The organism is uncultured Kriegella sp. (assembly GCF_963975415.1).
Lineage (GTDB): Bacteria > Bacteroidota > Bacteroidia > Flavobacteriales > Flavobacteriaceae > Kriegella.
This window is the reverse complement of record NZ_CAXBGN010000004.1, coordinates 100,721-125,847: the sequence shown is the minus strand read 5'-3', so window position 1 is coordinate 125,847 and position 25,127 is coordinate 100,721. Positions and strand designations below refer to the sequence as shown.

The window sequence follows — 25,127 nt, the reverse complement described above, 5'->3', positions numbered from 1 at the left end:
TGCATTTTAAAATAAACACCTAACTATAAATTATTATGGCTTTTCAAAAACACCCTATAAAGTTTATTGCCCTTGTTTTATTGACTTCTACTGTTTTGCTTTCATCATGTGCCTCTAAAAAAGACGTGGTATACTTTCAAAATGCGAGCGGTTTCGAAACAATGGTGAGCGATAATTCACATACCAACAAATTTAAGATAGACGATGTAGTAAATATCGTAGTATCTACGTATGATCCTATTGCCAGTCAACCTTTTAATTTGTTTAAGGGTGCTGCGGAAGGCGGAATTAGACCTGAACAAGTAGATTATATCATTGATAAGAACGGAGAGATTGATTTTCCGGTTATCGGTAGCCTTAAAGTAGCAGGGCTCTCACCAGAAGAGACCAAAGCGCTGTTAAAGGAAAAATTGACACCTTATTTAAAAGACCCAATTATCAATATTAGGCTTAAAAACTTTACAGTGACTGTTTTGGGCGAGGTCAATAGACCGGGCACCTACCCAGTAAACGGAGAACAGATAACTATTCTTGAGGCACTTGGTCTCGCAAACGACTTGACTATTAAAGGTATGCGGGAAAATGTAATGGTTATAAGAGATTTTAATGGGACGAAAGTCTATACACGAATTGACCTTACTAAAAAAGAAGCCTTAAATTCTCCGGTTTATTATCTTACACAGAATGATGTAGTGTATGTAGAGCCTAACCAATCAGCTGTCACGGCATCGGCTTTAGATAATAGGGCTTCAATATGGGTGTCAATCGCATCAGTTTTGATTACATCTACCGTATTAATCATTACAAGAACGAATTAATATAAATTTCTAATTATAATCTTTTAGAATGGCTTTAAATTCACCAAGTTTCTCCAACAATGATATCGATTTAAAAGATACCATTAAAACATATACTAAGCATTGGAAATGGTTTGTATTGTCTGTGCTGTTTGCGCTTGTTCTTGCCTTTCTTTATATTAGGTATACGACTCCAGAGTATGCGGCTAAAGCCAAAATACAGATTTTAGAAGATAAAAATTCTGGTTCTGAACTTTCTGCATTTTCAGATTTAAATATTCTAGGAACACCTAAGAATAAGGTTGAGGATGAAATAGAAATCCTGAATTCTAGATCCAATTTTATTGAGGTGGTCAAAGATTTGAAGCTTAACGTTAAAGTGATTGCGCTTGGCAATGTTAAAGATTCCGAGCTTTATAGCAATAGACCTTTCAATATTAACTTTATAGCTAATGATTCTGTAATCAACGCTTCAAAATTTGAGTTTTTTATTGAACTTTCTACGGCAACCACGTTCGGATTTAGTGAAGAGGAAGATAGTCCGTTAAAAATATTTTCTTACGGCAAAAGTATTCCTACTAAAATAGGGGATATTATAATTACGCCCAACCATCCCTATTTTGACGGCTATATGAATCGAAAGTTGAAGGTTGAATTAAAGCCTCTTTTTATGGTGGCCGAAAGTTACCAACAAAAAATAATTGTGTCGCCTGCAGATGATTTTTCCAACATCATAAATATCTCACTGAATGATCCCATTAAGAAGAAAGCTATTGATATAATTGATTACTTGATTTATACGTACAATCAAAATGCCATAGAAGACAAACAAAAGGTAGCTGACAAGACATCAAAGTTTATTGATGAGCGTATAAATGAAATTTCTACAGATTTATCGTCGGTGGATCAAGATGCCGAAGATTTTAAGAGCAGCAAGGGTATTACCGATATTGCAAGCGAGGCGAACTTAGCGATGAATGTTGGGACAGCTAGCCGACAAGAACTTGATAATGCGAGAATGCAATTAAGCATTGCTTCGGGTATGAAAGAATTCGTAACAAATGAAAGTGGTTATGAGCCATTGCCCAGTAACGTTGGGCTTAGCGACCCTACCATAGCCCAAACAACGGCTAAGTATAATGAATTGGTTGCGACAAGAGAACGTTTGTTGCCGAGTGCAGGTGCCCAGAACCCCATGATCGTTAGTTTGGATAATGAGCTTGATGGACTGAAGCGGACCATGACGTCTAGTTTGGCAGGTATGGAGAGAAATCTTGGTCAACAAGTGAACAACTTATCAGGGCAGCTATCGCGAATGAATTCCATTAGGTATTCAGCCCCTAAAAACCAGAGAGAGCTTACCGATATTACCAGACAGCAGCAAACTACTGAATCTTTATACCTGTATTTATTACAGAAAAGGGAAGAATCGCAGATAGCTGCCGCATCAAGTCCGGCTAAATCAAAAGTTGTTGATAATGCATATCAAGAAGGTGTTACACCTGTTACCCCTAAAAAATCATTGATTTATTTAGCGTCGATGATTTTAGGATTGTTGTTGCCCTTTTCGATGATTTATGGTAACGATCTTCTAGATAATAAGATACATAGTAAGAATGGTTTAGAGAAGTTGATCAATAAAGAGATACCGGTACTTGCCGAACTTCCAAGGTTGTCGAAAAAAGATGATCAGATGGTGCGTAAAGACGATAGGTCGGTTTTGGGAGAATCACTTCGTATTTTAAGAACCAACCTCGATTACCTCATAAAGACCAAGAGTTCGGGCAGAAATAATGTTATTTACGTGACTTCTAGTGTTCCAGGGGAAGGAAAGACTTTCTTGGCTTCAAATCTGGCTATAATTTTTGCCAATACCAATAAAAAGGTATTGCTTATCGGGGCAGATATTCGAAACCCTAAATTATATAACTTTTTCTCGAGTAAAGAAATTGATAAGCTCAATAAAAGCAATAGAAATGGCGATACTGGATTGACAGAGTTTCTTTATGATGATTCTTTAGCTGTTAAAGATATTATCAATCCTATGCTCGTAAATACAAATACTATTGACGTTATTTATTCAGGAAAGATTCCACCTAATCCCTCAGAATTATTAATGAGCGAAAGGGTCAAAGAACTTGTTCAAGAAGTTTCTGCTCAATATGATTATGTAATAGTCGATACAGCTCCCCTTATGGTGGTTACCGATACCTTGCTAATCAGTGAATATGCCGATCATATTATTTACGTAACGCGAGCCGGGGTAACCGAGGCAAAAGTCGTTGACTTTCCAATGAAGTTAAGAGAGGAAGGCAAATTGAAAGGACTTTCTTTCGTGGTTAACGATGTAAAGGATTCTAACCTAGGTTACGGTGGTAAATATGGCTATGGCTATGGGAAAACTACCAAAAAATGGTGGAAATTTTAACTGAAACTTTGAATGGTTCTTTCAATGACAGGTATTAATTTGTCAAGCATTTTGGGAGTGATTTTAATTTCTTTCAGGTTTTGTAATTGATTCATGTTGTGCACATCAGACGCTACATAATCAACAAGGCCTTCATCTAAAAGTTTGAAAGCAGCCTGTTGAACATTTTTGCCATAAAATTCACTTAACGACAAGAGGTTCAATTGAAAAAGGATACCACTTTCTTTATACTTTCTATATTTGCCCATCCGATTATGTAAATAAACATACCTTTCAGGATGGGCCAATATAGGAAAATACCTGTGAACAGCTATTTTTTGTATGGCATCATTAAAATTGATAGATGCCTGTAGGTATGACATTTCAATCAACAGGTAGTTTTTTTCCATTGGCATAACTTCCCTTCTTTCGAGAATGGCTTCGAAATTCGCGTCCACCATATGTTCTGCGGCGACTTTGATACTTACATCCTTGACCTCATTCATCAAAAGACCATTTTTTAGCAAGGTCAAAGAGGTGTTGATCGTATTGGCGTCATTAGGATAATAGTTATGCATTATATGTGGGGTGGCAATAAAACTTCGAATGCCAAATTCTGAAAATGTTTTGATCAATTCCAATGACTCCTCTACTGTTTTGGCTCCATCATCAATACCCGGTAGAATATGGTTGTGTATATCTACTAAACCCTCCAAATAATCAATTAAAAACTTTTTCTTACTAAAAATATCGAACATTAATGTATACGTTTATGACAGAATATCATTCTTAACTCAATGACAAAAATTACGTTTTATTGCTTAAAGTGCTAATATTTCACCCCTTTTCATAAAACCAAACAGGGACAAAGTTAATTTTTTTTACCCTAACGAAGTTTTTGCCTTTTTAATTATATCAACGCATAGCATACTCTTTCCTGTAAGCGGCTGGTGTTCTGTTTGTGATTGCCTTGAATTGACGATTAAAATTCGACATCGTTTGGAAACCGCTTTCGTAGCATGCATGTGAAATGTTTACCCTTTTTTCAATAAGCAGTTTACAGGCGTGTCCAATGCGTATTTCACTAATAAAATCTGAAAATGTTTTATTTGAATGAACTTTAAAATACCTGCTAAACGATGTTGGGGTCATGTTGGTCAACGAAGCCAATTCTGCTATGGCAATTTTCTTTTTAAAATTTTTCATGATATAGGCATACACATTGTTCATTCGTTCAGTATCACCTTCTTTTAATGTATTCGTGTAACCCGGACTCGCCAAGACTTCGAATTCATTTGTTTTTGAGAGACAATTTAATATTTTCAAAAGTTCTAAAACACTATCGAAACCTTGCAGCCTTAAAAGATTCTGGAGCATTTTGTTTACTTTTTCGGCAGTCTCACCATAAATATCGATTCCCCTTAAACTCTTTCTAAAAAGTTGTTTAAGTTTTATCATTTCTTCTTTTTCAAGCAAATCACTTCCTATAAAATTTTCGTGGAAATAGACAACGATTCCTTCTGACCAATCGCTTTTGTCTGAAGCTATGCCCTCGTTATCGCTTCGCCAAAGATGGGGCAAATTCGGACCGGTGAAGGTGATATCCCCATTTTTAAAATGCTTGACATTATCACCGATAAATCGGGTGCCAGTTCCATTAAGTACTAGAAACAGCTGATATTCGGAATGGAAATGCCAATTGGGATCAAAAATGGCCTCTTTCAAAGTCTTTACTTCAAAAATATGCGTCCGTGGTATTGGTGATTTTCTTAAAGCCTGTACCAAATGCCTTAGTTTAATTTTGAGATTCAAATGTAAAGGGTTCTGGTATATAAAACCACTAATATGTCAATAAAACCATCTATAATTTAAAAATATGATATAATAAAGGTTGTTTTGGGTGAAATACAGTTCATTTTGTGGTAAATTATTTCTTAAAATTGATGACGATTTTAATAACCCTTGTTATGAACTTCATTTTGGCCAAATATTTTCGTTCGCTTTTGATATGTTTTTTATTAATAGGATGCAATACCTCGGAAAAACTACGGAAAGATGATAAGCCGAGGCGAATTGAGATTTTGTTCTTGGGTCATGCACAAGAGCATCACAATGCAAGGGAATATATGCCGATTTTAGCTTCCGCTTTGACTCAAAATGGCATAAACATTACTTATACCGAAGAAGTAAAAGATTTAAATAAGAAAAATTTAGAGTTATATGATGGGGTCATAATCTATGCAAATCATGAAGATCGCCATCCTGAACAAGAAAAAGCTTTGCTGAATTATGTAGCCGAAGGTCATGCATTTATACCCATACACTGCGCGAGTTTCTGTTTTAATGAGTCAAAAGAATATGTCGACCTTGTCGGAGGCCAATTTAAAGAACATGGTACGGGTACTTTTACGGCAAATATTGTTGATAAAACCCATCCGACAATGCAGTCTTTTGAAACATTTTCAACATGGGACGAAACCTATGTACATGATAAGATGGCCGAAGATGTTATTGTTTTGATGGAACGGGTAGAAGGTGAACATCGCGAACCGTGGACATGGGTCAAGAATTATGGGGAAGGAAGGGTTTTTTACACGGCTTATGGCCATGACGAACGTACCTGGCAAAATCCTGGATTTCAAAAGTTGGTAAAGGAAGGCATTTTGTGGGCCGTGAGTGACAACGTAAAGAAAAATTGGGAAGAATTTTCAAAGGGCATTCCGAAATTGGAATATAAAGAAATGGCTAACATTCCTAATTATGAAAAGAGAGACCCTGCACCCAAATATCAATTACCATTAGCACCTGAAGATTCAAAAAAACTGATTCAGGTACCGTCTGGTTTTGAATTGGAGTTATTCGCCTCAGAACCTGATATCATCAACCCCATTGCCATGAATTGGGATGAAAGGGGACGGCTGTGGGTAATTGAAACCGTTGACTATCCCAATACGGTTCGTGACGAGAAAGGTTTGGGTGATGATAAGGTTAAGATTTTAGAAGATACTGATGGCGATGGTAAAGCGGACAAGGTAACAGTGTTTGCCGATAAGTTGAATATTCCAACTAGTTTTACTTTTGCCAACGGAGGTGTTATTATTTCACAGGCTCCCCATTTTATATTTCTAAAGGATACTGATGGCGATGATAAGGCCGATACAAAGGAAGTCATAATTGATGGTTGGGGAACTTTTGACACCCATGCAGGCCCATCAAATCTTCAGAACGGTATCGATAATAAAATCTATGGGGTATTGGGCTACTCAGGTTTCAAAGGAACTATTTTTGGAAAAGATGAGGAGTTCCGCCAGGGGGTCTACCGTTTCGATAAAAAACTAAGGGATTTCGAATTTCTAACCAGTACCAGTAACAATACTTGGGGGTTAGGTATTACTGAAGACCATTCTATTTTCGCATCAACGGCCAACAATACGCATAGTGTTTTTTTGGGCATACCCAATGCCAGTTTTACAGGGGTAGAAGGTATTTCAACTGAAGGAAGTATAAAAATCGATGGGCATTATGCGATGCAACCCATTACACCGAACGTGAGACAAGTTGATGTTTTTGGTGGGTTTACGGCTGCTGCAGGGCATCACTTTTATACAGCACGTGATTACCCCCAAAAATATTGGAATAAGGTAGCTTTCGTCTGTGAACCTACGGGAGGGCTTGTACATATTGCCAAAATAGAGAAAATTGGTGCCGGATATGTCGAAAAAGATGGAGGCAATTTATTCGCGGGTTCCGATGAGTGGGTTTCTCCGGTCGAGGCCAAAGTGGGTCCTGATGGTTCTGTTTGGGTTGCCGACTGGTATAATTTCATTGTGCAACATAACCCAACGCCTCGTGCGGATCGTGGGGGGTATGATGCCGAAAATGGAAAAGGAAACGCTTATGTCAATCCCTTACGCGATAAATCAAGAGGGCGTATTTGGAGAGTAGTGCCCAAATCAAGCACGGATTATAAGTCGATATCAATTGACAAGAATGAACCCGGTGAACTTTTGAAAGCCTTATCAAATGACAACATGTTTTGGCGATTGACGGCTCAGAGACTCTTGGTAGAGCGTGGAAATACCGACGTTCTTAAGGATTTGTATAAATTGGTGAATAACGCCAAGGTCGATCAACAAGGAATGAATCCGGCTGCGCTCCATGCCCTTTGGACAATTCAAGGTTTGAATGCATTGACTTCTGACAAGGAAGCCAAAAATGTAGTCGCTGGTGCATTGTATCATGCAGCTCCATCAGTTCGCAAAGCGGCCGTTGAAATTCTTCCTAAAAGTGAACTATCTGACGAAGCCCTGCTAAAATCAGGAGTTTTGTATGACGAAAATCCCCAAGTACAAATGGCCGCTTTACTCTATTTTAGTGAAAGGCCTTCCTCGCAGGCTATTGGCAAGTTGCTTTATGATTTGAGCAAACAAGAAAACATAGTGCATGATAATTGGTTGTCTAAGGCAGTTTACATTGCTGCGAGTAGACATGCCAAGGGGTTTATGGAGCAGTTCGAAAAGTCTGATCCAGGTTTTAGCAATTCGGTTAATAAGAATGAGCAAAGGGAATCGCAAGCTTATAATGACAGCGATTGGAAAACTATGCGATTACCTCAAACAATTGAGAATGCGGGGTTGCAGATAGATGGAATTATTTGGTTTAGGAAAACGATTAATATCTCGAAAGCCATGGCCGGTAAATCCGGTGTCATTTCATTAGGACCGATAGATGATTCCGATATCGTTTATATAAATGGAAAAAAAGTTGGTGAAACCGAGCAGCGCTATGATTACAAAAGAGTGTATAAGATTCCTGCCGGGGTGTTAAGTGCTGGGGCAAATACTATTGCTGTTCGCGTAGAAGATACTGGGGGAGAAGGGGGTATCTACGGTAATAAAAATGAGATGTTCTTAAAACAAGGTAGCTATACCGTTTCCCTAGATGGTACTTGGAAATATCAGGTGGAGATAGATTTTTCCAAAACCTCGAACAACATTTTTAAAAATACCTCCATCGCTGAAGTTTTCGCCAAGGCCTACAAGGGTAGCATGTCTTCCTCAGAGGGATTAGTTGACGGTTCGGCTGAAAAGGCAACGGTTATCCAGATTAAAACTGTAAAAAATGAGATGAAATATGATATCTCTGAATTCGTGGTACAAGCAGAAACGCCGGTTGAAATCGTTCTGGAGAATGTCGATTTTATGCAGCACAACCTTGTAATTGTTGCTCCGGGACAAAAAGAAAAGGTTGGTGCCGCCGCCGATAGAATGGCCGCTGACCCGACAGGTGCCGAAAAAGATTATATTCCTGAAATGGGAGAAGTGTTATATGCGACGGCTCTGGTAAATCCTGAAGAGAAAGTTGTGCTTAGGTTTACCGCCCCCGACAAGCCTGGCATGTATCCTTTTATTTGTACGTTTCCCGGGCATTGGCGAATTATGCAAGGCGTAATGAAAGTAGTGGCCTCAAATTAATATAAAATGAATTTTACAGCATGACGAATAAGCTTAAATATGGTGTAAGTACATGGCTTTGGCAATCGCCTTTTACAACGGAATCTATTTCACTTTTTTCAAAGATTAAGGCAATGGGTTTTGACGTAGTGGAAATTCCTGTTGAAAACCCAGAACTTATTGACGCGAAAGTGGTAGGTAATGCATTGATCGAACACAATTTGAAACCAACGGTTTGCGGTGTTTTTGGTCCTACAAAAGATTTGACCCATGATGATGTTTCCGTACATGAAACGTGTTTTCGGTATGTCGAAAAATGTTTTGAACTTTGTAATGCATGGAATGTTGATTTTGTTGCTGGACCCATGTATTCAGCAGTAGGAAAAGCAAGAATGATATCTTCCGAAGAACGAAAAAGAGAATGGGAACTGGCGGTAAGCAACTTGGGTAAAGTGTGTGAAATAGCACAGGATTTCGGCACATCCATAGCTCTGGAGCCCTTGAATCGCTTTGAATCGGATATGGTCAATACGGCCGAAGATGTTATGCGACTGGTAAACGATATCAACCACGATAAGGCCAAAGTGCTTCTTGATGGTTTTCATATGACCATTGAAGAAAAGAATATTCGAGATGCCATTAATACCGTGGGAAACAAATTGATACATGTTCAGGTTTCAGAAAACCATCGGGGCATTCCAGGAAGTGGATTGACACCTTGGCTTGATTTTAAAAAGGGTCTTGAAGATGTCAATTTTAAAGGAGCGATGGTTATAGAAAGTTTTACTCCTGAAATTAAAGAACTTGCTGGGGCCGTTTGCATATGGAAAGACTTAGCGGAAAGTCAAGATGGATTTGCTACGGAAGGCCTCCAATTTTTAAAAGAAACATTCAACAAAGCTTAATATAAAAACGAGAAAATGAGTGACAAGAAAATAAATATCGCTATCATCGGATTGGGGTTTGGTGCTGAGTTTATTCCAATTTATCAGAAACATCCCAATGCACATCTCATCGCCGTATCACAACGTAATGCCTCAAAATTAAATGAATTGGCCGACGCTTTCGGTATTGAAAAAAGATATACCTCATTTGATGAATTGATTGCTGATCCTGAAATCGACGCGGTACATATCAACACCCCGATACCAGATCATGGAGCCCAATCAATAAAGGCCTTAAAGGCAGGCAAGCACGTGGCATGTACCGTACCAATGGCGACGACCGTAGAAGAATGTGAAGAGATTGTGAAGCTGACCCGTGAAAAAGGGTTGACCTATATGATGATGGAAACCGTCGTCTATGCCCGTGAATTTCTTTATATGAAAGAACTTTATGAAAATGGGGAGTTGGGTAAAGTACAGTTCTTAAAGGCAAGCCACCAGCAAGACATGGATGGTTGGCCCAACTATTGGCCCGGTCTGCCGCCAATGCACTATGCCACGCACTGTGTCGGTCCGGTTTTAGCTCTAACAAGGGGAGAGGCCGAATATGTTTCGTGTTTTGGTTCGGGCACTATTCGAGAAGAACTTATTTCAAACTACAATTCGCCTTATGCCGTAGAAACCACGCATATTAAATTTCGAAATTCCGATTTAAGTGCGCAGGTATATCGTTCCCTGTTTGACGTAGCACGCCAATACCGGGAAAGTTTCGAAGTGTATGGGTCTAAGAAATCCGTAGAATGGCCGCTTATTGAAGGAAACCCTTTAGTTGTTCATACCGCTAAAAAACCCGAACCCGAAATTCCTGAGGAAGTTGAAAGTCCAGACTTTGCAAAACTGCTTCCAAAAGAAATACAGCATTTTACCACCAAAGGAGTTTATGATTCCGATGAGCATCAACACCTTTCTTTTACACAGGGAGCAGGTCATGGCGGTTCGCACCCACATTTGGTGCATGAATTCGTTAATGCCTTGGTCACCGGAAAGGCACCTTACCCAAATGCAAAACAATCTGCAAATATGACGTGTGTTGGCATATTGGCGCATGAATCTGCCCAAAAAGGAGGAGAACTTGTTAAATTGCCTGAATTCACTTTTGAAGATTAGTCATCGTATAAACCATAAGTTTACCATTCCAATCTAGTATTTTTGGTTTTGGCTTTCATAATTTTTTTATCTTCCGTGCTGCTATGGAATTTCACTTGGAGGACAGTTTGAAATATATGTTTTAAATTTCCTTTCAATCGGGTGAAAGTAGTAGCTATGACCAACTAAATCTTTATGAAATGAATTTATTGAAAAACTGTGCTTATGGTTTTTTACTGCTGAGTTTGACATTGGCTAACCTTCAGTGTAAAAATGAAAAAAATAATAATGTTCAAGTTGCTGAAATTGAAGTGGCTCCCGAAAAGAAAACGGTGGGTATAACAAAAAATATATTTGGTATTACCCCAGATGGGGAAAAGGTTGAACGGTATACGCTCAGAAACGATAGCGGTGTTGAAGTAGATATCATTACTTATGGCGGAATTATTACTTCATTGAAGGCACCTGATAAAAATGGAGTTGCCGAAGATGTTGTTTTAGGATATAATAGATTCAACCAATATCTTGATAAGAGTCCTTATTTTGGATCGATTATCGGAAGATATGGTAACCGTATCGCCAAAGGAAAATTCACGATCGGCGATAAAGAATATAACTTGGCGCAAAATAATGGTGAAAACCATTTACACGGGGGACTAAAGGGGTTTGATAAAGTAATATGGGAACCCTCTGTAGAAAAAGGTACTGATTTTGTCTCCTTAAAACTGTCATATTTGAGCAAGGATATGGAAGAAGGTTTTCCTGGAAACCTGAACGTTACGGTAACCTATATTTTAACCAGTGATAGCAGCTTGAAGATGTTGTACGAGGCTACTACGGATAAGACGACCATTGTGAACCTCACTAATCATTCTTATTTTAATCTTTCGGCCGATTTTTCGCAAACTGTTTTAGATCATGAAGTAACTCTAAATGCTGATAGGTATCTGCCCGTTGATGAAACGCTAATTCCCACAGGTGAGTTGGCCAGCGTGGAAGGTACTCCCTTTGATTTTCGGGAACCAAAAACCATTCGGGAAGATATCGGAAAGCAAAACGATCAATTGACAATTGGCGGTGGCTTTGACCATTGTTGGGTTATAAATGACCAAGATTCAGGGGTTCGTCTTGCAGCTACTGTTTACCATCCGGCCAGCGGGCGCGTACTCGAAGTACTGACCGATGAACCTGGGGTTCAATTTTATTCCGGTAATTTTTTAGATGGAACACTACCTGCCAAAAACGGAGGTACATACGGCCAAAGAAGTGGATTTTGTCTTGAAACCGAACATTATCCAGATTCACCGAATCAGTCCGATTTTCCTTCTGTCCTATTGAATCCGGGCGAGACCTATAATTCGCAGACTGTATATAGGTTCTCGACAAAGTAATAGTCTTATGAAAACACTTGATACTTTAGATTGGCTCAGCATTTCCGTTTACTTCCTAGTGCTAATGGGTATTGCCATTTGGGTTATCAAGAAAAGACAAGACAATACTGAAGATTATTTCTTGGCAGGAAGAAATGTTGGGTGGTTTGTAGTCGGGGCTTCGATTTTTGCTTCTAACATCGGTTCTGAACATGTGGTCGGCCTTGCTGGAGCTGGAGCTAGTAATAAATTGCCCATGCTTATTTATGAAATACATGCATGGATCGTTCTCATCCTGGGATGGGTATTTCTTCCGTTTTATGCGCGTAGCGGAGTCTTTACAATGCCTGAATTTCTTGAAAAACGTTTTGATGCCCGATCCCGTTGGATTTTATCGGTATTCTCTATAATTGCCTACATACTCACAAAAATTTCCGTAACTATTTATGCGGGTGGGGTAGTGGTATCCGCTCTTTTAGGTATTGATTTTTGGACAGGGGCAATAGCCACCGTCATTCTAACCGGGCTTTATACTGTTCTTGGTGGTATGCGTGCCGTTGTATATACCGAGGCATTACAGGCAGTTATCCTTATTGTAGGCGCAGCGGCCTTGACCTTTATCGGATTGGAGCATGTTGGTGGTTGGTCAAGTATGGCAGAAACGGTTACCCCCGAATACTTAAATATGTGGCGCTCCTCGTCCGACCCTGATTTTCCATGGCCGGCTTTGGTGATAACCAGTACTATAGTTGGGGTGTGGTATTGGTGTACAGACCAATATATCGTACAGCGAGCGTTGACTGCAAAAAATATCAAAGAAGGTAGACGGGGTACTATTTTTGGGGCATTATTAAAATTAATGCCCGTATTTTTATTTTTGATTCCTGGTGTAATCGCCTTAACCCTTAAAATGCGCGGCGAGCTTCATTATGATTCTCCTGATCAAGCCTTTCCCATTTTAATGAGTAATTTGTTGCCCTCGGGTCTTCGGGGATTGGTGGCAGCTGGATTGTTGGCGGCTCTGATGAGCTCCTTGGCATCGGTGTTCAATTCATGTTCTACTTTGTTCACGGTCGACATTTATAAGAAGTTAAAACCTGATGCTCCGGAAGAAAAATTAGTCCGTACAGGTCAAATCGCCACGGTCATCGTTGTAATTATTGGTATTATTTGGATTCCTATTATGGCCAATATTTCGGGTGTTTTATATGAATACCTGCAGAAAGTACAGTCATATATAGCTCCACCGATAACCGCTGTTTTTCTATTGGGTATTTTTCATAAGCGTATTAACGCCCAAGGCGCCTTTGTAACATTGGTTGTTGGTTTTATCGTCGGAGCGTTGCGAATTGTTTTGGAATTGGTAAAAGAGTCTTTAGACCCCAATGGAACGCTTTACATGCTGGGCGATATGAACTTCCTTACTTTCGGTGCGTGGTTCTTTTTATTTTGTATCATACTGGCGATAGCAGTCAGCCTACTAACGGAAGCACCGTCTTTAGAGAAAGTGACGAATCTGACGTTTGGTACAATTTCCGAAGCAGAAAAACTAAAGAATAAAAGTAGCTACAATTGGGTAGATATTGTCGTTTCGGTTCTAGTTGTGGCAATTGTTATTGGTATTATGTTTTTTTTTAATGGTAAATAGACGCATAAATTCGTAATAGCTTAAAAGTACTGGGCGGGCTGTGATGATTGACAGTCAATCAAGGTGCTTATCTTATTTCGATATATGAGGTTGTACCACAGTAACTTGCAAAACCAAAATCCTATTGGGTCAAGGTATTCTGAAGAATACCGCAACATATACATCGAAGCCGTTTCAAAAAAATCTAAGGGAATTCCAGAACATTTATCGGAGTTGAAATTTATTTGGGGAAATTTCACCTAATTAAATATCCTTTTTACTTTTAACAGTATTATTGTGGAAGCTATAAATACGGTTTAAAATATATGGATACAAGAAGGGATTTTTTGAAAAAAGCCGGTCTGTTGGCTGGAGGAATGGGATTAACATCGGGTATGCCGACTTCAATTCAAAGGGCATTGGAGATAACCCCCGAAAAGGGAAGCACGTTTTATGATGCGGAACACGTTGTTTTTCTAATGCAAGAAAACCGTTCTTTTGATCATTGTTATGGTACCTTACAGGGTGTTCGAGGCTATAATGACCCTAGGGCAATTTCTTTGCCTAATAAAATTCCGGTATGGTTGCAAAGCAATAAGAAGGGAGATACCTATGTTCCTTTTCGATTGAATATAAAGGATACGCAAGCCACTTGGATGGGTGACTTACCACATTCTTGGGAAAATCAGGTAGATGCCAGAAATGACGGTAAATATGATCAATGGTTGAATGCTAAAAAAATGGGTAAGGAATATGGTGATTTTCCCCTTACGATGGGGCACTATACCCGTGAGGATCTACCGTTCTATTATGCTTTTGCCGATGCTTTTACCGTTTTTGATCAGCATTTCTGCTCGGCTTTAACCGGCACCACAACAAATAGGAATTTTTTCTGGACCGGTAAGTCTTGGGATAGTGAACGTACAAGACCGTGTGTGCGCAATGGCGAAGTTACTTATAATAGCGAGGCAAATTGGAAAACTTTTCCCGAGCGACTCGAGGAAAACGGAATTTCATGGCGCGTATACCAAAATGAAATAAGCTTGCCTACCAACGTGGAGGACTCATCGTTGCTGGCCAATTTTACCGACAATAACTTAGAGTGGTTTTCGCAATACAATGTGCGCTATAGTGAAGGCTTTCAGGCATATCTCAAGAAAAGATTGACCGAACTACCATCGGAAATCAAGAATTTGGAAAATGAGGTGGCCCGACTGCCCAAGGAGCGAGTACAGCAATTGGAAAAGGACCTGGGAGAGAAAAAGGTGCAATTGGCACAAGTAAAAGAGGTATTAAAAACATGGGATTTGAAAAACTTTGAAAAACTTCCGGAGTTTCAACAAAATTTACATAAAAAAGCATTTACCACCAATTCCGGTGACCCAAATTATCATAAGACCAAAACTTTGACGTATGATGACAATGGTACCACACGCTCAATTAAAGTGCCCAAAGGTGATATCTTACACCAATTTAGAAAAGATGTAGACCAAGGAAAATTGCCTACAGTTTCATGGTTGGCAGCTCCCCAGAAGTTTTCTGACCATCCGAGTGCCCCATGGTACGGAGCTTGGTACGTATCTGAGGTACTTGATATTCTTACCAAAAATCCTGAGGTATGGAAAAAGACCATCTTTGTACTGACTTATGATGAAAACGATGGGTATTTTGATCATGTGCCTCCTTTTGTGGCACCTAATCCTAAAGATAAAAAAGCTTTTTCCGAAGGATTGGATACTTCTGAAGAATTTGCAACGCGGGAACAAGAATTGGCAAAAGAAGGTATGGACGAAGAAGATGCCCGAGAGAGCCCTGTCGGGCTAGGGTATCGGGTTCCTATGGTCATAGCTTCGCCTTGGAGCAAAGGTGGTTGGGTAAATTCGGAAGTGTGCGATATCACATCTACCCTGATGTTTCTTGAAGAATTTTTAAATAAAAAAACGGGAAAAACGATTAAGGAAACAAACATTAGTAGCTGGCGCAGAACGGTTAGTGGTAATCTTACCTCCGGTTTTCGGCCCTATAACGGTGAAGAGATTAGCCTACCGGAATCCGTAGACCGTAACGAATTTATGCAACAAGTCTATAATGCCAGCTTTAAAGGCCTTCCGCAGAACTCTGGTCCACTTTCCGCTTCCGAAATAGCCCAAGCAAAAGAAGATATTTATAAGGCTCCTTTTATGTCTCGTCAAGAACCGGGAGTAAGGGATTCTTGTGCTTTAGCCTATGAACTGTATGCAGATGGCCGTGTCAATACCAATGAAAATTCCTTCGAAATTACATTTGCGGCCGACGATAAAATTTTCGGTGAGTCGGCCTTGGGAGCTCCATTTAATATCTATGCCCCTGCTAACTATTTACAGGAAACCCCCAGTGGTGAAAAGAAATTTTTACCTGTGAAAACGTGGCCGCTTGCGGTAAAAAAAGGAGATGCCTTAACCTATCATTGGCCTTTGGAACATTTTGAGGGAAACAGCTATCATTTAAAGGTTTACGGTCCCAACGGTTTTTATAGAGGATTTATGGGAAGTACTGCAGACTCAGATTTAAAAGTCTTATGCGGGTACCAACAAAAGCAGGGGTTTATAAAAAAACCATCTGGCAATGTCGAGGTCCAAATTTCAAATACTTCTAAAAGCAAGGATTTTAATATCGTAATAGAAGATCAAGCCTATGGAAATAATGCACAAACGATAACAATTGGAAAAGGGAGCATGGAAACTTTGCTTGTCAATACCAAAGAAAGCTACGGGTGGTATGATTTTACTGTTCGGGTTCAGGAAATGTCTGATTTTGAACAGCGCTATGCAGGGCGTGCAGAAACTGGAAAACCTTCCAAAAGCGATCCTTTTATGGGAAGGGTCATTTCTTAAGTTGGAATAATAATCTTTAAAACAATTCTTGGGTTGATTTAAAGCTTTTTGAAAAACTGTTTGTATTCCGAGTTTGATTGAAACCGAATTTGAATTAATTAGTGAAAATTACTCAAATGAAAAGACTAAAGCCATCTTTTGCATTTTTCGTTCTAACCTATTTTGCATTTCAAGTAACAGCCTATACCCAAGAGTTGGGGGGTGCCCAGAAAAACGAAGCCCCTAATATTTTAGTATTCATAGCCGATGATGTTAGTTGGAACGATTTTGGCTGTTACGGAAATACGTTTGTTGACACCCCGAATATCGATGCATTGGCAGCAAATGGAATGAGGTTCGACAATGCGATTTTGACCGCAAGTTCATGTAGTCCCAGTCGAATAAGCATTATGACGGGGCGTTACCCGCATAATACAGGGGCAGCGGAGCTTCATACCGAGCCAAAAGTGGATTTTGGGTCGATTGCCTCCAGCTTAAAAGCTAATGGCTATTATACAGGTCAAGCGGGCAAGTGGCATATGGGTAATTTATTGCGCAAAGGATTCGATAAAATTTATGAAAAGCGGCAAGTAAATGGGGATGGAGGAGAAGACATGTGGATTCCTTCTATTGAAGAAAGAGATAAAAATAAGCCCTTTTTCTTTTGGTTTGCCGCTTATGATGCCCATAGGACTTGGGGAGAGAACAATTTCTCCAATACCCACAAAATTGGACAAATAGATGTTCCTCCAACCTTGATCGATAACGACAGTACGCGTACTGATTTGGCGCAGTATTATGATGAAATCAAGCGATTCGATCATCATATCGGTAAGGTCGTTGAATCTTTAAAGGCACAAGGTGTTTATGAAAATACGCTGATAATTATAATGGCCGATAACGGTCGCCCATTTCCTAGAGACAAGACGAGAATGTATGACTCGGGCATGAAGACGCCCTTTATAGCCCATTGGCCCAAGGGTTTGGTAAAGGGTACCAGTAAAGGCTTGATCAGTAGTGTTGATCTGGCGCCCACAATTTTAGATGCCTGTAACGTGGCCATACCCGAAAGTTTTCAAGGTAAAAGTTTTAAAAAGCTGTTTTCAGATCCATCTAAAAATTTTAGAAATTATGCTTTTGCCGAGCACAATTGGCACGACCATGAGGCCCATGAACGCATGGCCAGAACCAAAGACTTTATATACATCCTCAATTCCAGACCGCAATTTCAGAACCAAGGTCCTGCCGATGCACTTAATAGCTCTTCCTTCAGATCGTTACAAAGACAAAATAAGAATAACGGTTTAACAAGGGCGCAATACGATGTGTTTTTAGCACCTAGGCCTTCCGAAGAACTATACTTTGTTAAGAAAGATTCGTTGCAACTCGACAATGTTATCAACTATAAAGAATATAATGCGGTTCAAAATAAACTCAAAAACGAATTACAAAAATGGATGGAGGAAACTGGTGATGGTATCCCAGAACACCTCACAAAGGATTGGTATACCAGGGACGGGGGGAAAAAAATAGAACAGAATTTGAACGTGAGAGGCGAAATGCCGGGTAATCGAACGGGGGCGGAGCACTTAAATGCAAGAAGTGGTTTTGACGATTGATTAGCGAATACAATTAAAGAGTCTTAGGCCGCCAGTGCATGTTTCTTCTAAAAGGGTTAAAGTATGTGAAAAATTATTAGTTCGCCCTCTTTGGCCCATAGCTGTTTAATGGGGCTTGCTAACATTTTGTGTAATGAAGGCTTCCCTGTTTTTAAAAAGTCCGGTCTAACGGGAGGAGGTCACAATCGAAGAGTCCCAATAACCGGCCTATTTACAAGATTAGTAGAAGTCACACAGAATTTATTTGACCCAGTCCCATTTCCCGTCTTTTTTAATAGTCTCATAGAGTAATTTTTTATGAGACTCCATAAGACCAAATTGGCAGGTTGTTTTATACTGCAATGTTCATCTCTAATTCAGGAATCAAATTCGCAGCTTCCTTCATTTTCTTATCAATGATTTTGGTATAGCTTTCCGTAGTACGAGTTTCTCAAGGCCCAAGTCGCTTTGATACGTCTCGTTTAATCAAGAGAGTTTACGAGTGAAATAATAAAAGTAAGGGAATTAGAATAAAAAGGAAAAGAAAAGGTAATTTTTATAAATATTTGATTTATAGCTATTTGAATACAAATGAAATCAAGTAAAATTAAAATCTACTTCCCAATACAAAAAGTAAAGTAGTACTGTATATCAGTTAGTTATGGTTATTGGGCAACAAATAGGCAACAATAAACTATAAATAAGAGATAATAAAAGCAAGTAAATGTAGGGAGATTAGAACGAATTGATAAGCGAATATAAACCTTTTTTCTTTGTTTTAGCCCTCAAATTAAGTGCTTGGTACTTTGGTAACTCTTCGCAGAATACATTGTTGTATGGCTTTGCATAACCTCTTCTGACCATTATTTCATTAAGCGTTTTGCCATTTGGCAAAATTATATAAGCTAATGTTCTTCCAAAAGCATCTGTAAGATTTGATTGTTCTTGAATTATAGTAACGCTTGTTTGTGGTTTGGCTTTTTTTAGTAAAAACTTCATTGACTTGTAACCCAGTTCAATTAAATATGTGCCTGAGATATTCACTTCTCTTTCATCTTGCTTTAATTTTCTGCATAGTTTAATCTCTGGAGCATCAATACCTAATAGCCTAACTTCTTCTTCATCATTTGTGAAAATATTTTTTACGATTAGTCCGTCTCCATCCAAAACTTTAACCACTTCATAGTGTGTTCTTATCCTTGTTTGTTTATTAGCACTTGTTTGCATTTGTTTACGTTTATTAACGAATTGATATTCAATATGTTAGGTTTATCTTTGTAATAGTAAGAATTATTATTAACATTTAAAAATTTAAAGAAATGGCAAGACAGAAAGGTCCCCTAAAATATGTCGGTACTCTTGGAGATATTAGACATTTTAAAATTAAAGGAAATGAAGGTTATTTTGCAGGTTTGACTGGTGGTCCAACTGCTGAACAAATTGCAACTGATCCCGCATTCCAAAGAACTCGTGAAAATATGAACGAATTTGGTGGTTGTGCTATGGCAGGTAAATCCGTTAGAGTTGGATTAGCAAGTCTAATGAAAAATATGGCAGATAGTCAAGTGACTGGAAGATTGACTGCTATAATGAAGAAAATCAATTTAGAAGATGGTTCAGAAGCCAGAGGTAAACGAGCTGTGTTGATTTCGACAGTGCCAAACTATTTGAAAGGATTTGACTTTAACAGATTCACTTCTTTCAATGGTGCTTTTAATGCTCCGTTCACAATTACTCCTGCTGGTTCTCGTGATAGTTCAACTTTGGATGTTCCCGCATTCAATCCGTTGAATTACTTAAACATACCAGCCGGTGCAACTCATTTTAGAATTATCAATGCTATTTCAGTATTGTCTGATTATGAGTTTAACACTACTACAAAGGTTTATGAGCCTAAAGAAGCAAGTTTGAACGAATTAAAAGATGTTCAGTATTCTGCCTATTTACCTGTTGATTCAGTTACTGCATTAATTTCATTGGTTGCTACATTACCAGGTTCTCCAACTATGACAACTGATGTAAGTGTTTTAAACTCTATCGGTATTGAGTTTTATCAAGAAGTAGGTTCAAACTACTATGTGTTTGCACAAGGTAACGCCTTAAAGATTTCCGAAATATTCTAAGATGCCATTTTAGAGATTTATGGAATTAGAAGAAAGCCTGCTCATTTGAGTAGGCTTTTCTTTTTGGCACTTTGTAGGGTTTGCATTTTTTTATTAAGACGGTGCAATCTTATTGGGCTAAAATATGCCTTATACAGTACTCAAATATGAGTAGCCCTAGGAATACCTCTTTTTAGAAATATAGCGATAGAAAACCGCCCTACGTGCATCATCAATTAGTTTTAGGTTGAGTTTATAAACCTTTTCTTGTTCTTCTAAAAGTTGTAAGGCTTTGACTGACTTTTTGAAAATAGAAATATCATTATTTGCCTGTTCAAATCCGTTCAAAATGCCTTGTTTAAGGTCATTTTTTGTGATGAACGGAATAACTGAACCTTTTAAATAGTAATGAAAGGATTTTGCACGCCATAGCCCAAAACATAGCCAATATAACTGCTCTTTAGCTTCCTCTGTGGGTGCTATCAAAATAAAGCAATTCGGGCAAGGTTGTTTAAGTGGCTTTCCGCTGTTCATCCCTTTGTTCAAAATGTAGAAATGTGGCTTTTCAGTTTCGGCTGCTGGTCTGTAAGTTTTGAGAGTGAATTTTGTCATTTTCCGAGAATTTTAGTTGGCTTCCGAAATCCCCTTCACAAAATTTTTTGACAAAGAAAAAAACGAAAAAAAAAGAAAGCCATCTCATCAGGTGGTGGAGATTGGACAAGCAAGTTTTTTGGGAAAAATACTACCCGATAGGGTGGAGATTTTTTTCAAAACCCGTAGGGCTTGAACTTGAAGGGCCAATTGTAACCACCTACATTTGCTATCTTTTTTATTCTTTTGGCATAACATTTTTTACTTACTCTCTTATTTGTAAAATGCTTATTTGGTTGTTCAATTCCTTTGGGGAAATATGACCAGAAAAAAAATAAACTATACCTATTCTAAAAGCGTGGGCTGGTGTGTGGCAAGTGTAGCGATTGAAAGAAACGGAACTAAATGCGGTGGGATGGAATGAAGTAATACTGTATGCATTGCAGGGTTGCAGACTTTGCAAACTTTACAATTTACTGCAAAGTTGTTGTGCGGTGGGCTTGCATACGGATTGCGTAATGGAATAGTGTGTCGCTTAGTGGAGTGTAGAGAATGAGCTACTCTTGCTTGCATTATTAGGTGTTAGTGGGTATATGCAATGAAAGAATGTAGGCACGAAATGAGAGAATGAAATGTACCTACTATAAACCGACATTAACTCATAGTTTATTTTTTTTCTGACCGCTGAAAAGGGTGGTTGGGGAATTGTGGTCTTTCGGTTGGTGAAGTAGGTTTAAAGCGTTGGCAATGAGCGGATACTTAACATAATGTTATTATAGGACATAGGCTTTAGCCCGTAATGCAATGAAGCCCTTGTGGTATGTACTATAATGCCACATTATGTTAATGTAGCTTTGGGTTGTTATTTTCTGGCACAAGTTGCACAGAGCGGTACTTTGGAGTGCATACGCCTTTTTGCTTTTGTGTGGTGGCATAGCTCTTTACTACCGAAGGAACGAGGATATTAATGGGCTATAATTAGCGTTGGATTGCAAAAAGTGTGACAGAAAATAACAACTGTAGCGTTGGAAGAGCGGAAGCCTATAAAAAGACAGAGGAGTTATGAGGCACGAATAACGTTGGATTTTTATAGGCTGGGGAAAGAAACCTACGGAACCAACCGTTATTAAAGTCGTGCCTGTGGCACACCTTATTATTTATCCGTAATAAAAACCAAAGATTATTTTTACCGAAGTCAGGTAGTTTATCACCTTCAAAATGAGGAAATATTTGAGCTACCTTTTCAAGGTATTTTATGGCTACTGGTAAGTTTTGTTGCTTTACGGATTTCCAATACATTCTGCTGAATTAACATATTTGGCTAATGAGTTTACTTACATTATTGGTATTATCATTTGACTTTATTAACTAACAAATGTTATTACCTATATACTTTTGAAAATTGAAATGTCATTAACTATACACAAAGATAATAAATGTTAGGCAAATTAAATAAAGGACTACTCTTCCTGAGTGTTGCAGGAAGTGGGTGATTGTAGTAAGTAAGGTACGAGCGAACGAAAAGAACCTACTGGAAGCAAATGGGGAGTTATGACAATGAATTAATTATTTCTTTTGCTGTAATTTTTGCAGTTTTACCAACGCCATAAATGGTTGCTGAAGCAAAACCTGTCCAATTACCATAACCCACTAGCCATAAATTTGACTCTTTAACTGCTCGCGTATTTTTTGTTATTACTTTATCATTTTCAATAATATTTAATTTTTTTAAATGGTTCAAATAAGGTCTAAAACCAGTACACCATATAATGGCATCAAAAGCTTCTTTTTTTCCATCTTGCCAAATTACACCGTTTTTATAAAATGAGGAAAATGGACGATGATCTTTAAATACGTTACGTGCTAATCCATCTTTCACACTTTCAACTTGTACAATATCACTCAAAGAAACTTGTAAAGTATTTGAAGTATTCTTTTTCTTAAGATACTTTTCATTAGCTTGATTAAACAAGTAACGACCGTCAATTTCTTCTGGTAGAAACGTAGGTTTATCTAGTGTTACCCACTTTGTATAAGCTACTTTAGAAACTTCTGCTAAAATTTGAGCACCAGAATTACCCCCACCAACAACAACTACTCTTTTGTTTCTGAAAGGTGAACTATTTTTATAAGCACTAGAGTGTATTTGCATACCTAAAAATTCATCAATTTTAGGATATATAGGAATAAAAGGTGAACGAGCTGTACCTGTAGCACTTACAACAGTTTTACTAATAAATACTCCTTGATTGGTTTTTAATTTAAATAATTCTCCTTCTTTAACAACTTCTTCAACAAATGTACTTCGTTGTATTGGGAAATTATATCGTTTTTCGTAATTGGACAAATAACTCAAATATTCTTCCTTTGTAGGATATTCTTGTTTAGTTGTAGGCATTTGCCAACCAGAAAGTGAGCTATATTGAGAAGGTGAAAATAATTTTAAACTATCCCAAGTATGTAACCAAGAACCACCGGAATTACCTTCTGCATCTAGAATTAAATAATTTAGTTTACTTCTTTTTAAAAAATAAGCAACGGACAAGCCTGCCTGCCCGCCACCTATTATTATACAATCAAATATTTTATTAGGTATTGCCATAATAAGCCCTTACTTAATTTCTTTAATTACTTTATAAGGGGTTTTGTTAATGGCTTCTTTTACTTCTTTATCGGTAGATTATGTACTATCGTACCAAACGGTTATTTGACCTTTTTTAGTGTTAGAAACAGCTTTAATAAAACCTTTAACGTTTTTCTTTAATGAATATTCTACAATTCCTGTACAACAAGATTGGGTGAATTTTTCTAATTGATACGTTTTTTTAACAGTATCAGAGATAACAATGTTTCCTTCAATTTTCTGATGAATATTTGTATCGTTATTATGGGTAAAAGCTAAAATATTTGTAGCAAATACTAGTGTTAATATAAGAGATGTTATTGATTTCATAATTATTAAATTTTTAAATATATGGTAGAATTAATATGATTAATGTTATAATGGCAACGCACCATAAAAACGTTTTTGATTGTAGAAATGATAATGATTTCTTTTGTTTAGTATCTAGTTTACTTATTGTCTCTTGACTTTCTATGGTGCAGCAAGCTTGTTCTTTTTTAGGAAAATATGCTCTATATAAATTGTAAGAAACTGCTATTAAACTGAATGCTATAAGATACGGTTTTATTGTTGCTAGCCATACCAATTGAGAAACAATTGCTCCTAACATTCCTGCAAAAGCCATTAATGGACCAACACAACAAGTGCAAGCGACTAATGCTACAAATACAGCACTTATGATGATAAAATTGATTTCATAAATTAAAATATTAAATTAAAAACATAACCTGAGATAATCATTCCTATTCCGATGACTGAAAAGAAAGCAATGATTAGTTTTTTTTGCATCACTTTTTTCAAGAGTAAAGCTTCAGGAAGTGATAAGCCAATAGACCCCATCATAAAGGCAATAGCCGTACCTAATGGTACTCCTTTGTCAACCAAGGTTTCTACGACTGGTAAGACACCTACAGCATCAATATAAAGTGGTATTCCCATAATAACAGCAATAGGAACAGCAAAAGGATTGGATTTAGAAATGTATGTCTCAAAAAAGGATTGAGGCACATAACCGTGAATAAAAGAACCTATTCCAATACCAATAAAGATGTATGGCACTAATTTTTTTAATGTACTTAAGGCTTCTTTATGTATTTCTGGAAACTTCTGTTTTAAAGACCTTTTATCTTCAATAGTTTTTTCAGTTTTAGAATGCAATTGTTTTAACCATTCTGCAATATGAGCTGACATTCCCATTTTATCAAGAATAATCCCACCTATAACACCTAAAACAATACCAGATAAAATATAAATTACAGTAACCTTCCAACCATAAGACACCCAAAATAATACAATAGCTATTTCGTTTACTAAAGGTGAGGTTATTAAGAAAGATAATGCAATACCCAATGGAATTCTAGCTTGCATCATTCCTACAAATAATGGAATTGATGAGCACGAACAAAAAGGGGTAATAGCTCCCAACAAAGAGGCTAATATGTTTCCTAAACCTGATTTTTTATTGCGTTCTAAATAGTCACGTATTTTATCCATTGGTAAATAACTGGTGATGATACCCATAACGTAGGTTACTATCACAACCAAAAAAGCTATTAAAATAAACGTGGCAATAAAGTATTGAAGGGCTGTTGCAAACAGCCCTGATTGGTCTAAACCTAATAATTCAAACACTATATAGTCTGAAAAACTAGATAATAATTCTGTCAACTTCTCCAT

General features: G+C 37.9%; 17 protein-coding genes. 10 read left to right on the top strand and 7 right to left on the bottom strand.

The features are described 5' to 3' along the window. Positions 1-35 precede the first annotated feature (35 nt). Both AACZ88_RS10225 and AACZ88_RS10220 read left to right on the top strand, forming a co-directional pair. Positions 36-818 carry a polysaccharide biosynthesis/export family protein gene (locus AACZ88_RS10225; protein ID WP_339709509.1) on the top strand — a complete coding sequence of 261 codons (783 nt, stop codon included), beginning with the start codon at positions 36-38 and terminating at the stop codon, positions 816-818. 28 nt (positions 819-846) lie between these two features. Continuing rightward, positions 847-3,225 carry a polysaccharide biosynthesis tyrosine autokinase gene (locus AACZ88_RS10220; RefSeq protein ID WP_339709507.1) on the top strand — a complete coding sequence of 793 codons (2,379 nt, stop codon included), beginning with the start codon at positions 847-849 and terminating at the stop codon, positions 3,223-3,225. On the opposite strand, the gene AACZ88_RS10215 is transcribed toward AACZ88_RS10220, so the two are convergent. Then, positions 3,222-3,962 (bottom strand): CpsB/CapC family capsule biosynthesis tyrosine phosphatase, encoded by a 741-nt coding sequence (locus tag AACZ88_RS10215; protein WP_339709505.1) that lies wholly within the window; start codon positions 3,960-3,962, stop codon positions 3,222-3,224. The genes AACZ88_RS10220 and AACZ88_RS10215 overlap by 4 nt on opposite strands. A 157-nt stretch (positions 3,963-4,119) precedes the next feature. After that, on the bottom strand, positions 4,120-5,016 hold the full coding sequence (locus AACZ88_RS10210) for an AraC family transcriptional regulator (protein WP_339709503.1): 897 nt from the start codon (positions 5,014-5,016) through the stop codon (positions 4,120-4,122). 155 nt (positions 5,017-5,171) lie between these two features. On the opposite strand from AACZ88_RS10210, the gene AACZ88_RS10205 reads away from it, so the two are divergent. The 7 genes from AACZ88_RS10205 to AACZ88_RS10175 all read left to right on the top strand — a co-directional run bounded on the left by AACZ88_RS10205 (position 5,172) and on the right by AACZ88_RS10175 (position 18,155). Continuing rightward, positions 5,172-8,678 (top strand): PVC-type heme-binding CxxCH protein, encoded by a 3,507-nt coding sequence (locus AACZ88_RS10205; protein WP_339709501.1) that lies wholly within the window; start codon positions 5,172-5,174, stop codon positions 8,676-8,678. Positions 8,679-8,698: 20 nt separating this feature from the next. Next, on the top strand, positions 8,699-9,562 hold the full coding sequence (locus tag AACZ88_RS10200; protein ID WP_339709499.1) for a sugar phosphate isomerase/epimerase: 864 nt from the start codon (positions 8,699-8,701) through the stop codon (positions 9,560-9,562). Between the two features lie 15 nt (positions 9,563-9,577). Then, the gene (locus AACZ88_RS10195; protein ID WP_339709497.1) at positions 9,578-10,708 is read left to right on the top strand and encodes a Gfo/Idh/MocA family oxidoreductase; all 1,131 of its coding nucleotides are present in this window, start codon (positions 9,578-9,580) and stop codon (positions 10,706-10,708) included. 179 nt (positions 10,709-10,887) lie between these two features. Then, the gene (locus AACZ88_RS10190) at positions 10,888-12,078 is read left to right on the top strand and encodes an aldose epimerase family protein (RefSeq protein WP_339709495.1); all 1,191 of its coding nucleotides are present in this window, start codon (positions 10,888-10,890) and stop codon (positions 12,076-12,078) included. Between the two features lie 7 nt (positions 12,079-12,085). After that, on the top strand, positions 12,086-13,705 hold the full coding sequence (locus tag AACZ88_RS10185; protein WP_339709493.1) for a sodium:solute symporter: 1,620 nt from the start codon (positions 12,086-12,088) through the stop codon (positions 13,703-13,705). A 305-nt stretch (positions 13,706-14,010) separates the two neighbouring features. Continuing rightward, the gene (locus tag AACZ88_RS10180; protein WP_339709491.1) at positions 14,011-16,557 is read left to right on the top strand and encodes a phospholipase C, phosphocholine-specific; all 2,547 of its coding nucleotides are present in this window, start codon (positions 14,011-14,013) and stop codon (positions 16,555-16,557) included. Between the two features lie 116 nt (positions 16,558-16,673). Then, positions 16,674-18,155, top strand: coding sequence for a sulfatase (locus tag AACZ88_RS10175; RefSeq protein ID WP_339709489.1), 1,482 nt, complete (start codon positions 16,674-16,676; stop codon positions 18,153-18,155). Positions 18,156-18,869: 714 nt separating this feature from the next. On the opposite strand, the gene AACZ88_RS10170 is transcribed toward AACZ88_RS10175, so the two are convergent. After that, complete coding sequence (locus AACZ88_RS10170) at positions 18,870-19,361, bottom strand: thermonuclease family protein (RefSeq protein ID WP_225604085.1); 492 nt, start codon at positions 19,359-19,361, stop codon at positions 18,870-18,872. Between the two features lie 92 nt (positions 19,362-19,453). Here AACZ88_RS10170 and AACZ88_RS10165 point away from each other — a divergent pair, with 92 nt between their 5' ends. Continuing rightward, positions 19,454-20,257, top strand: a complete 804-nt coding sequence (locus AACZ88_RS10165; protein WP_225604084.1) for a hypothetical protein — start codon at positions 19,454-19,456, stop codon at positions 20,255-20,257. A 156-nt stretch (positions 20,258-20,413) separates the two neighbouring features. On the opposite strand, the gene AACZ88_RS10160 is transcribed toward AACZ88_RS10165, so the two are convergent. From AACZ88_RS10160 to AACZ88_RS10145, 4 genes are all read right to left on the bottom strand, one after another. Next, entirely contained in the window at positions 20,414-20,848 is a 435-nt protein-coding gene (locus tag AACZ88_RS10160; protein ID WP_225604083.1) for a hypothetical protein, read from the bottom strand. A gap of 1,528 nt (positions 20,849-22,376) precedes the next feature. After that, a complete protein-coding gene (locus tag AACZ88_RS10155; protein WP_225604082.1) occupies positions 22,377-23,429 on the bottom strand; it encodes an ArsO family NAD(P)H-dependent flavin-containing monooxygenase in 1,053 nt (350 codons plus the stop codon). A gap of 78 nt (positions 23,430-23,507) precedes the next feature. Further along, positions 23,508-23,780: a hypothetical protein gene (locus AACZ88_RS10150; RefSeq protein WP_236972212.1), complete on the bottom strand. Its 273-nt coding sequence runs from the start codon at positions 23,778-23,780 to the stop codon at positions 23,508-23,510. A gap of 372 nt (positions 23,781-24,152) precedes the next feature. Beyond that, positions 24,153-25,127, bottom strand: a complete 975-nt coding sequence (locus AACZ88_RS10145) for a permease (RefSeq protein ID WP_236972214.1) — start codon at positions 25,125-25,127, stop codon at positions 24,153-24,155.

Bases quoted from the DNA above. Each gene is read 5' to 3' on its own strand.
- AACZ88_RS10220 (WP_339709507.1), top strand. From the start codon at position 847: ATGGCTTTAAATTCACCAAGTTTCTCCAACAATGATATCGATTTAAAA.
- AACZ88_RS10225 (WP_339709509.1), top strand. From the start codon at position 36: ATGGCTTTTCAAAAACACCCTATAAAGTTTATTGCCCTTGTTTTATTG.
- AACZ88_RS10215 (WP_339709505.1), bottom strand. From the start codon at position 3,962: ATGTTCGATATTTTTAGTAAGAAAAAGTTTTTAATTGATTATTTGGAG.
- AACZ88_RS10170 (WP_225604085.1), bottom strand. From the start codon at position 19,361: ATGCAAACAAGTGCTAATAAACAAACAAGGATAAGAACACACTATGAA.
- AACZ88_RS10195 (WP_339709497.1), top strand. From the start codon at position 9,578: ATGAGTGACAAGAAAATAAATATCGCTATCATCGGATTGGGGTTTGGT.
- AACZ88_RS10205 (WP_339709501.1), top strand. From the start codon at position 5,172: ATGAACTTCATTTTGGCCAAATATTTTCGTTCGCTTTTGATATGTTTT.
- AACZ88_RS10165 (WP_225604084.1), top strand. From the start codon at position 19,454: ATGGCAAGACAGAAAGGTCCCCTAAAATATGTCGGTACTCTTGGAGAT.
- AACZ88_RS10185 (WP_339709493.1), top strand. From the start codon at position 12,086: ATGAAAACACTTGATACTTTAGATTGGCTCAGCATTTCCGTTTACTTC.
- AACZ88_RS10150 (WP_236972212.1), bottom strand. From the start codon at position 23,780: ATGAAATCAATAACATCTCTTATATTAACACTAGTATTTGCTACAAAT.
- AACZ88_RS10155 (WP_225604082.1), bottom strand. From the start codon at position 23,429: ATGGCAATACCTAATAAAATATTTGATTGTATAATAATAGGTGGCGGG.
- AACZ88_RS10160 (WP_225604083.1), bottom strand. From the start codon at position 20,848: ATGACAAAATTCACTCTCAAAACTTACAGACCAGCAGCCGAAACTGAA.
- AACZ88_RS10145 (WP_236972214.1), bottom strand. From the start codon at position 25,127: ATGGAGAAGTTGACAGAATTATTATCTAGTTTTTCAGACTATATAGTG.
- AACZ88_RS10175 (WP_339709489.1), top strand. From the start codon at position 16,674: ATGAAAAGACTAAAGCCATCTTTTGCATTTTTCGTTCTAACCTATTTT.
- AACZ88_RS10200 (WP_339709499.1), top strand. From the start codon at position 8,699: ATGACGAATAAGCTTAAATATGGTGTAAGTACATGGCTTTGGCAATCG.
- AACZ88_RS10180 (WP_339709491.1), top strand. From the start codon at position 14,011: ATGGATACAAGAAGGGATTTTTTGAAAAAAGCCGGTCTGTTGGCTGGA.
- AACZ88_RS10190 (WP_339709495.1), top strand. From the start codon at position 10,888: ATGAATTTATTGAAAAACTGTGCTTATGGTTTTTTACTGCTGAGTTTG.